Source organism: Bradyrhizobium sp. (genome assembly GCF_049586575.1).
Taxonomy (GTDB): domain Bacteria; phylum Pseudomonadota; class Alphaproteobacteria; order Rhizobiales; family Xanthobacteraceae; genus Bradyrhizobium.
The window spans coordinates 1-9,198 of sequence record NZ_JBAVCF010000106.1; the positions used below are offsets into that span (position 1 = coordinate 1).

The 9,198-nt window shown below is 60.2% G+C and carries 6 protein-coding genes and 1 pseudogene; 2 read left to right on the forward strand and 5 right to left on the reverse strand.

Annotated elements, in window-relative coordinates:
• Positions 1–139: 139 nt before the first annotated feature.
• Positions 140–1,555: a glycogen synthase GlgA gene (glgA, locus tag WB528_RS03715; RefSeq protein ID WP_423887080.1), complete on the forward strand. Its 1,416-nt coding sequence runs from the start codon at positions 140–142 to the stop codon at positions 1,553–1,555.
• 8 nt (positions 1,556–1,563) lie between these two features.
• Here glgA and WB528_RS03720 read toward each other — a convergent pair whose 3' ends face one another.
• The 4 genes from WB528_RS03720 to WB528_RS03735 all read right to left on the reverse strand — a co-directional run bounded on the left by WB528_RS03720 (position 1,564) and on the right by WB528_RS03735 (position 7,652).
• On the reverse strand, positions 1,564–2,790 hold the full coding sequence (locus tag WB528_RS03720; RefSeq protein ID WP_423887081.1) for an MFS transporter: 1,227 nt from the start codon (positions 2,788–2,790) through the stop codon (positions 1,564–1,566).
• A 117-nt stretch (positions 2,791–2,907) separates the two neighbouring features.
• On the reverse strand, positions 2,908–3,408 hold the full coding sequence (locus WB528_RS03725) for a PRC-barrel domain-containing protein (RefSeq protein ID WP_423887085.1): 501 nt from the start codon (positions 3,406–3,408) through the stop codon (positions 2,908–2,910).
• Positions 3,409–3,470: 62 nt separating this feature from the next.
• Positions 3,471–5,672, reverse strand: a complete 2,202-nt coding sequence (locus tag WB528_RS03730; RefSeq protein ID WP_423887082.1) for a glycogen debranching N-terminal domain-containing protein — start codon at positions 5,670–5,672, stop codon at positions 3,471–3,473.
• Between the two features lie 216 nt (positions 5,673–5,888).
• Positions 5,889–7,652 (reverse strand): ABC transporter ATP-binding protein, encoded by a 1,764-nt coding sequence (locus WB528_RS03735; protein WP_423887083.1) that lies wholly within the window; start codon positions 7,650–7,652, stop codon positions 5,889–5,891.
• 269 nt (positions 7,653–7,921) lie between these two features.
• Here WB528_RS03735 and WB528_RS03740 point away from each other — a divergent pair, with 269 nt between their 5' ends.
• A complete protein-coding gene (locus tag WB528_RS03740; protein ID WP_423887084.1) occupies positions 7,922–8,989 on the forward strand; it encodes a glycosyltransferase family 4 protein in 1,068 nt (355 codons plus the stop codon).
• A gap of 18 nt (positions 8,990–9,007) precedes the next feature.
• Here WB528_RS03740 and WB528_RS03745 read toward each other — a convergent pair.
• Positions 9,008–9,198 (reverse strand): annotated as a pseudogene (locus tag WB528_RS03745) (GntR family transcriptional regulator); the annotation flags it as partial.

Consider the following 9,198-nt stretch of genomic DNA (forward strand, 5'->3'; position numbering starts at 1 on the left):
GGATGGAAAAGCACAGTCGGCGAGAGGTCCGCGGTGAATGACTGTCAACGCGGCGGCCGCCCATGCAACGAGCGGCCTACAATTGGAACTGATCTTGCATAGACAACGTTAGCGAAGGGCAGCGCGCGAGGGCGTTTTCTTGAGAGTCCTGTTCGTTACCACGGAAATGGATGACTTCGTTCGGGTCGGCGGCCTTGCTGCCGTCTCAGCGGCGCTACCTCGGGCGCTTCGGCGCTGGACCGATGTCAGGGTCTTGCTTCCCGGTTACAGCGAAGTTGTCGAGCAATTCACGCATCTGGAAATTATCGGCCATTCTCCGGCATTTGCGGAGATGCCGGCCTGTTCGCTTGGGCTCGGGTCGACCAGGGACGGCTTGCCCGTCTACGTGGTGTTGTGTCCACAATTGTACGAGCGGCCCGGCAACCCCTATGGCGACGAGGCCGGGCACGACTGGCCGGATAACGACATCCGTTTCGGACGACTGGCCTCAGTGGCTGCCGAACTTGCGGCAGGCAAGCTGGACAACAATTGGGCAGCAGACCTCGTGCACGCCAATGACTGGCAGGCAGCGCTGGTGCCAGCCTACCTCGCATGGAGCGGGATCAAGATCCCGACCATCCTGACCATCCACAATCTGGCGTACCAGGGTCTGTTCGCGAAAGAGTCGCTGCGGCGGATCGGCGCGCCGGCGGACTCCTTTCATATCGACGGCCTCGAATTCTACGACAAACTGTCGTTCCTCAAGGGCGGCCTCGTTTACGCTTCGCACCTGACGACCGTCAGCGAAACCTATGCCAGGGAGATCACCACCCACGAACTCGGCTGCGGATTGGAGGGCCTGCTTCAGCGCCGCTCCGACGCCGCACAACTCACGGGCATCCTGAACGGCATCGACGAAAGCTGGGATCCACGCGCCTGCGCGCAACTGGCCCAGCAGTTTGCGCCCGGCGACTGGGAAGGCAAGCAGGCTAATTCCGATTATGTCCGTCATCAGTTTGGGCTGGCGGTGTCCCGCGGTCCAATCTTCGGGCTCGTCGCTCGTCTGGTTCACCAGAAGGGGATCGATCTCGTATTGGCCGCGGCCGACGAAATCATCGACGCCGGCGGGCAGATCGTTGTCACCGGCAGCGGAGAGCCGGAAATCGAGCAGGCATTGGTCGAAGCGCATCGGCGCCGGCCGGATGCCATTGGCGTCAATATCGGCTTCAATGACGGCCAGGCGCGGCGGATTTTCGCCGGCAGCGACTTTACGCTGATGCCGTCACGCTTCGAGCCGTGCGGCCTCAGCCAGATGTACGCTCAGAGGTTCGGTTCGCTTCCAATCGGCCATCAGACCGGCGGCCTTGCCGAAACCATTACCGACGGCGAAACCGGATTCCTGTTTTCGCAGCCCTCGACGGAATCCTTCCTCGGCGGCATCCGCCGCGCGTTCTCCGCCTTCATGGCGAAAGATCGCCTCTATTCGATGCGCCGGAGCGCGATGGCACGATCTTTTAGCTGGAATATTTCGGCGGCCTGCTACGGCGCGCTCTACCGCAAGGCGGTGACACCCTAAATGCACGTTCACGAGCTTCGCTGCGGCGGCCGGGTTTCCGGCATCGCCAGCCAGATGATGGCGAGGCCCAAGGCGGCAACCGCCGCAAGCCCCGCAAATGCGACACTGCTGCCGAACTTGTCACTGACGTAACCGGCGAGCACGGTGCTCAGCGATGCGCCGATCCCGGTCGCTGTGCCGACGACGCCCTGGGCGAGATTGAAATGGCCGCTGCCGAACGCGACATCGGCAACGACCAGGGGAATCAAGACGCTCAACACCGCCGCGGTGATACCATCAAGCACTTGTACGGCGACCAGCAGATACGGATCATGCGCCACTGCGAACAGGATGCCTCGAACCGCGAGCGCAGCAAAAGCCAACAGAAGCAACGGCCGCCTGCCCCATGCCTGCGCCGTGAGCCCGACCGAGGGCGAGGTCAGCGCGACGATCGCCTGCGGCACGATGATGCAGGCCGCAATCAGGACGGGCGCCCACTGGCTCGATCGCGTGGTGACGATACCCGCCATGAGCGGAAGCATCGAGGCATTGGCCAATTGAAGCAGCATGATACTGCCGGCAAAGATCAACAGCGGACGCTGACGCATCAGGGCCAGGACGCTGGTCGATTTGGCGGTTGGCGCCGTCGGCGATACCGATCCGTGCGCACGGGCAGCATCAATTTCCCGCTCATGGATACGCACCAGCGCCAACAAGGTCGGGATCGCCAGCACGAAGGCGACGACGAAAACCGCGCGGCTCGACAGCAGATAGCCGCACGTCCCCATCAGTGCCGCAGCGACGCCATTTCCGAGCGAGGCAAAGCGCGCATTGCGTCCCAATCGTTCGCCGATCGCCCGAGGCCCCACCAGACCGAGACTGATCGCGGCAATCGCCGGGCCAAGTACGCAACTGGCAGCGGCATGAAGGATGGCGGCGGCGGCGACCACCGGATAGATCGGCCATGCCGCATAAGCCAGCGCGCTGAATCCGATCGTCGCGATGGCAAGACCTGCGACCAGCCGCTCGGACTTCGCCGCATCGATGATTGCCCCGCCGGGCATTTGTCCGATCAGGGCAATGATGCTGCCGATCGAGAGCACCGAGCCGATCTCGACTTGCGTCCACTTCTGCGTCGTCAGATAAACCGCGACAAACGGACCGAAGCCGGTTTGCACATCGGCCAGAAAGAAGATGAACCAGTCGAGGCCGCGAAGGCTCCCGCGCGAAGGGACGGGTGCCGCGTGCACCGTCACTGCTTTGCCTTCAGCGTGCGCGATTTGATTGTCACCGCCCGTTTGCCCGCGCTCTTCAGCGTGGGACTCGTGGTTTTGGGACGCAAACCGGCGCGCAACCATCACTCCGCCATTTCTCTAGTGATCAAATTGCCATGGCTCGAGACTGCCGGCCGCGCCGAGCACCACCATCGGCGTACCTTCCTTGTATTCGGGCGCCGCCATCACCTGCTCCTTGGTCAAATCAAGCGTGATGCTGTCGCTCTTGTTAGCGACGCGACCAAAATGCAGCGCGTTCCAATCGACGACGATTTTCCTGCTGCCCACGCCCAGAAAGCCGCCAAAATCGATGACCGCAGCGCGCACCGTGCCCAGACGGTCGACGATCACATCGACAATGCGCCCCATATTCTCATCGGCAGGACTTAGGACATCCCGGCCCAGCACCCCATGCGCTTCGCTCGCGCCGATAATGGTGACGGAAGCCGGCGGCGCCGGCTCCTTCGGCGCGGCCGCAGGAGCGGTCTCTTGCTGTTTGGACAGTTGGGGAGCTGTTGTTTCGCCCTCCGCCCAGGAATGCGGGCCGGACAGGCTGACAATGGCTGCGGTCGCGAGCGTGAGTAGAATCCTGGCGCGCATTTCATTCCCTCGTTTAAAGACGGTCTGCAAAGACGATCAAGGCAACATCGGCTTTTCGGAGGTCAGCGGGATAGCGCAATGGAAACCTGAATCCTCCCCCGCGTCTTTATTACCTCCAGCGACACCTCGTCGTCATGCCGCCTGAGCCGGAGGTCCGCGCTCGAGCTCCCCAATTTCAGATCGCGAAGAACCACCTCGTTGAGGAAGGCCGGCAAGCGCGGGTTGCGCAGACGGATTTCTCCGTGGTCGGCATCAAATTCGAGGCCGAGCGCCGCTTCCAGCAGAGTGAACGGCGTCGCACTGGCCCAGGCTTGCGGCGCACAAGCGACCGGATACAGCGTTGGCCCGCGGCCCTTCTCACGCCGGAAGCCGCAGAACAATTCGGGCAACCTGCGCAGATCCATATAGGTCGCCGCATCAAACAGCGCCTTGAACACCTGCTCGACCGAATGCTTGAAACCGTAACGTGCAAGTCCAAGCGCGATCAGCGCATTGTCGTGCGGCCAGATCGATCCGTCGTGATAGGACATCGGATTGTAGCGCGCTTCGCCATGCGCCACGGTGCGGATGCCCCAACCGGTAAAGAAATTAGGCTGCATCAAACCCGCAGCGACCCGTTGAGCGCGGTCTTCCTGCACGATCCCAGTGAAGAGAAGCTGCCCGGCGTTCGACGTGCGCACCCGGCACGGCTGTTTGGCGCCGTCAAGCGCCAGCGCGTAAGTGGAAAGCTCCTCGCACCAGAACGCACTTTCGAAACGCTCTGCAAGCTCGGTTGCTTCGACCTCGAGCTGCCGCGCCCGTTCCCATAATCCCATCCGCCTGGCGCAGCGCGCCGCCAACCGCTTTCCCGCAAAGACATATCCCTGCACTTCGGCCAGCGCGATATAGCCTTCGGCCAACCGGCCATCGGCATGGAAGATCGCATCGTAGGAATCTTTCCATCCTTGATTGGCGAGACCCTGTTCCGTGGCACGCTGATATTCGACAAAGCCGTCACGATCCGGATCGCCGGCACCGTCGACCCATGCCAAAGCGGCTTCGATGGCGGGCCATAGTTCAGCAAGCATATCGTCATCACCGGTACGCTCAACGTAAAGGCCGGCCAGGAGAACGAACAATGGCGTCGCATCGACACTGCCATAATACTGCGCGAACGGGACTTCGCGTAGCGCGGCCATTTCGCCTCCGCGCATTTCATGCAGGATCTTTCCCGGCGCCGCGTCGGCGAGCGGATCGACGACTTTTGCCTGATACAGCGCCAACCGCTTCAGCACTCCGCGAGCTACGCGCGGATCGATCCACAGCATCTGGAGCGCTGTAATGATTCCATCACGGCCGAACGTCGTCGAGTACCAGGGAATTCCCGCATAGGGATAGCGACCCTGCGGCGTATCCGTCATCAAGATGTTGAGATCGGCCATCGAGCGACACAGCACCTCGTTGAAGATATTGTTCGACGTTTCGATACTGACGGCGCCTTTGGTCTGCTGGCGCATCTCACGGCGGTGAGCCAGCAGCCCGCGAAAGAACGGCGCCTGTTTTGAAGTCGCAGGCTTGTTGCAGGAAACGACGACAAAAAGCGAATGAGTCTGCCGCGGTGCCAGATCGAGATGATAGGTCGCCGCATTCGCCGCGAGCCGCGTCGGATACGGGTCGAACTGAAGCGCCGTGGTACGGGAGCTGCCGTCAAGTCCGGTATATTCCAGCAAGACTTCGGAAGGGCCGAGCAATTTGCCGGAGGCGATGCCGCGGCGCGGCCGCCGTTCGCCACGCACCTCGAACAGGTCGGCAAAATCATTGCCGAACAGCAGCGTCAAATCGAAGCTCGCCTTATGTTCGCTATGGTTCTGGACGCCGATACGCTGGTAGGCTGCACCTCGCCAGAGAAAGATGGTGCGCACGATGTGTAGCACGTCTTTCTGAAGTACAATACGACCCTGCCGATAGACGTCCGGGTTGGTGAGATCCACGGTGAGCGATGAATTATCGTCCCGAAGATTCGAACCCAGGAGCAGTGGCTGCACCTCGTCGAGCACCAGTTCGAGTCGTGCCAGGTAACGCGTGTCCGCGTTGAACAGACCATCGGGCCCGCCCGCGGAGGCGCCGATATCCCCGTGACTGTCGAGCACGATGAACGTATCGTCATGCTTGAGCGAGCGCCGCGGCCGCGCCGCAGGTCCCGTCATCGGGATATAGAATGGGGACTCTGCGACTGTTTCCGTGATCCGTAGGCTGGTGATGCTGGTGACGGCTTCGACTGGCATTTGACCTCGCTTGGATTAGCAGCGAAAGACGTACGCAACGGTTAGGGCGGTGAATTTGAAGTTCCTGTCGGTTTGGCCGCGGGTTCGTCATAGGAACTCCAACTTCAAGGCCGCACTACAAAAGACATCTGCTGGAGCTTCTTTGATTCCGAGGTTCGCATCTGAGGTTACCGCAATGGTTTGCGAACCTCGGAATAGGAGCTCCAGTGTTGCAGGTCAGGCCGCGTGCTTCGCAAGGCGCCTCATTTCCTGCGTTACCAGCTCGCGATACGGTCCCTGCCCTTGCATCAGACGATCGGGCGGTCCATCCTCAATAATCTTGCCCGCCTTGAGCATGACGACGCGGTCGAAGTGACGCAGCGTTGCAAGGCGATGAGCAATCGCAATCACCGTTCGCCCACGCATCAGCCGTGCCAGCGCCTCGCGTATAGCCTCTTCGGATTCGCTGTCGAGGGCGGCAGTGGCCTCGTCGAGTAGCAATATAGGCGCGTCCTTTACAAAAGCACGCGCAATGGCAATCCGCTGCCGCTGGCCGCCTGAAAGCTTAACGCCGCGGTCTCCGACCATGGTTTCAAGCCCTTCCGGGAGAGATTCGACAAAATCGCACCGTGCCGCGATTGCTGCACGCAACACTTCGTCATCGGTCGCGTTTGGCCGGCCGTAACGAATATTTTCCAGGATCGAACGATGGAACAACGAGATGTCTTGCGGGACGACAGAAATCGCCTCGCGCAAGCTCTGCTGCGTCACGCGTGAAATGTCCTGGCCGTCGATCGTGACGTTCCCGTGCTGAACGTCGTAAAATCGCTGCAACAGAACGAACAGGCTGGACTTCCCGCCGCCGGATTGACCGACAAGCCCAACCCGCTGGCCGGGCTGGATGCGAAGGCTGAATTTGTCGAAAACCGTCAGACCGCCCGGATAGCGAAATGAGATATTATTGAACGCGATGGCCGCGCCGCTCTTGATCAACGGCTCGGCCTCGGGGTGGTCACAGAGCTCATGCGGAAGCAACAAGGTGGCGAGCGCCTCTGTCAGTCGCGCGACATGCTGCGTGACATCGACTAGCGCGACGGCAAGATCACGCGTTGCATTAAGGATCGAAAGGCCGAGTGTGCAGACCAGAACGACGTCGCCGGTTGTCGCGCTGCTGCTCTGCCAAAGCGTGATAGCCCAGGCCAGGATCGCAATTGTCAGTGCAACCGTCACGGCTGCGTGGGTCAGCCTGAGTTTTTCGAGATACCGAAGGCTGCGTCCGCGCGCCGTAAGTTCCCTTCTAACGGTGGCATCAAAGCGTTCATGCTCGAAGCTAAGTCCACAAAATGCCCTAACCAGGGGCATATTATTGATGACATCGACCATTTCTCCGTCGACCGCCGCGGCCTTGTCGGCGAAATCGTCGTGCAGCGGCCTTCCGACGGCAGCGAGCCGAAACATGGCCATCACCATCCCACCGGCAACGAAAATCAGGACCGCGGACATGCACAAGCTTACAGTTCCGATGAGGCTAATGGCTGCAACAGTTGCAATGCAAGGCGGCAGGACGTTCCAGATGAACATGTTTTCAACAGAATAGATCGCATTCGATGTGGCGGTGATGCGGCTGGTGAGCATTCCAGGCAGGCGATCGGAAAAGTAGCTCTGCGCGTGGCCTGTCAGGTGACGGAAGATATCGCGCCGTAAATCACCCGTGACGCCGACGAAGGTAAAACTCGCAATCCAGCCCGCAATTCGCCACAAAAAATTGTCGGACGCGATCAGCGCCACGAGCAAAGCGAAAGCCAGCCACACATTGCCGGAGCGCGTTGGTCCGCTTGACAGCCCATCGACGAGGAACTTCACGCCGTATTGGGTGCCTACGGAACAGGCAACCGCAGCAACGACGGACGAAAAAATGACGACGTGCGAAGCGAGCCTTCGCCTGATGTAGCGCAATACGAAAGCAAACGGGCGATTGGCGTAGCCAGAGAGGTTGTCCATGCGCTGCAAACCTTTTTGTGACGCCTGATTTCCAGACCCGTTTTGCTTCTGCAGGTCGAATGCGGCGCACCGCCTCAGGGTTCCGTCCCCGCTGCCTTCAACACGAAACGACCCCATTCGCTCGTGAAATAGCTAGAGGTGAAGTTCCCGGCGAAAGAAAGTTCACATGTTGTTGGAACTTCGCAAATGCGGAAACGTTCCCCACGTGGCGTCGTTGCGCCGGGCTACACGGGGCTTTTCATCCATGGCACCAAACAGGAGACGGGTAGATGCGCATCGCGCAAGTAGCTCCGCTGACGGAGGCTGTTCCACCCAAGTATTATGGCGGAACCGAACGGGTGGTACACTGGCTGACGGAGGAACTTGTCGCGCTTGGAAACGATGTGACGCTATTTGCCAGCGGCGACTCCCAAACATCTGCGAAACTCGACGCGACATGGCCGCGAGCGCTGCGCCTCGACGGATCGGTCCGCGACCCGAACGCGCTCCACATGGTAATGCTGGAACGGGTTCGACAGAAATGCGACGATGAAGAGTTCGACTTTCTCCATTTTCATCTCGATTACTACCCGTTTTCCCTGTTCTTTCGCCAGCCAACGCCGTTCGTCACAACCCTCCATGGCCGACTGGATCTGCCTGAGCATCAGCCGGTCTTCAACACGTTCTCTTCCGTTCCTGTGATTTCGATTTCGAATGCACAACGGCGCCCGGTGCCGCAGGCAAATTGGCTGCGCACAATCCATCATGGCCTGCCGGAGAAGCTCTTGACGCCCCAACCGGTTACTCCGTCCTATCTCGCGGTACTTGGCCGGATCGCGCCGGAAAAGGGCGTCGATCGCGCGATCAGGATTGCAACGCGATGCGGCATCCCACTGAAGATCGCCGCCAAGGTGGACCGCGCCGACCAGGATTATTACGATGAGGTCGTTCGACCGATGATCGATCATCCGCTCGTCGAATATATCGGTGAGATCGGCGATCACGAAAAATCGAACTTTCTCAGCGGCGCGATCGGACTTCTTGTTCCCATTGACTGGCCGGAGCCGTTCGGTCTCGTCATGATCGAAGCCATGGCATGTGGCACTCCAGTGATTGCCTATAACCGCGGCTCAGTTCCTGAAGTCATCAACCAAGGGGTGACAGGTTTCATCGTTGAAGATGAGATCAGCGCGATCGCTGCTGTCGCAAATCTGCCTCAACTCGATCGCAGTATTATCCGCAAACAGTTCGAGGCACGGTTTACGGCGAGGCGGATGGCACTTGACTATCTTGCCGCCTATCGAAGCCTGATGGAAGCGAGCGCGCCGCGCATCAAGCTGGTTAGCAGCGCCGAATGAAGTTGCCCCGTGGCGTCATCAAGCATCGGTTTTTCCGAAACGGCGCTCGTAATCCCTGATGTAGGATTCGGGAGCCGGCTGCAGATGCCGCCGGGTCAGGGCGACAAGCTTGTCGCGGTGCGAGCCGCGCAATGCCTTGACCATGTCGAGATGATCTTGCCGGGCGCGATCGAGCGCGTCCGGAAACGCATTCACAAACGACCTGATAC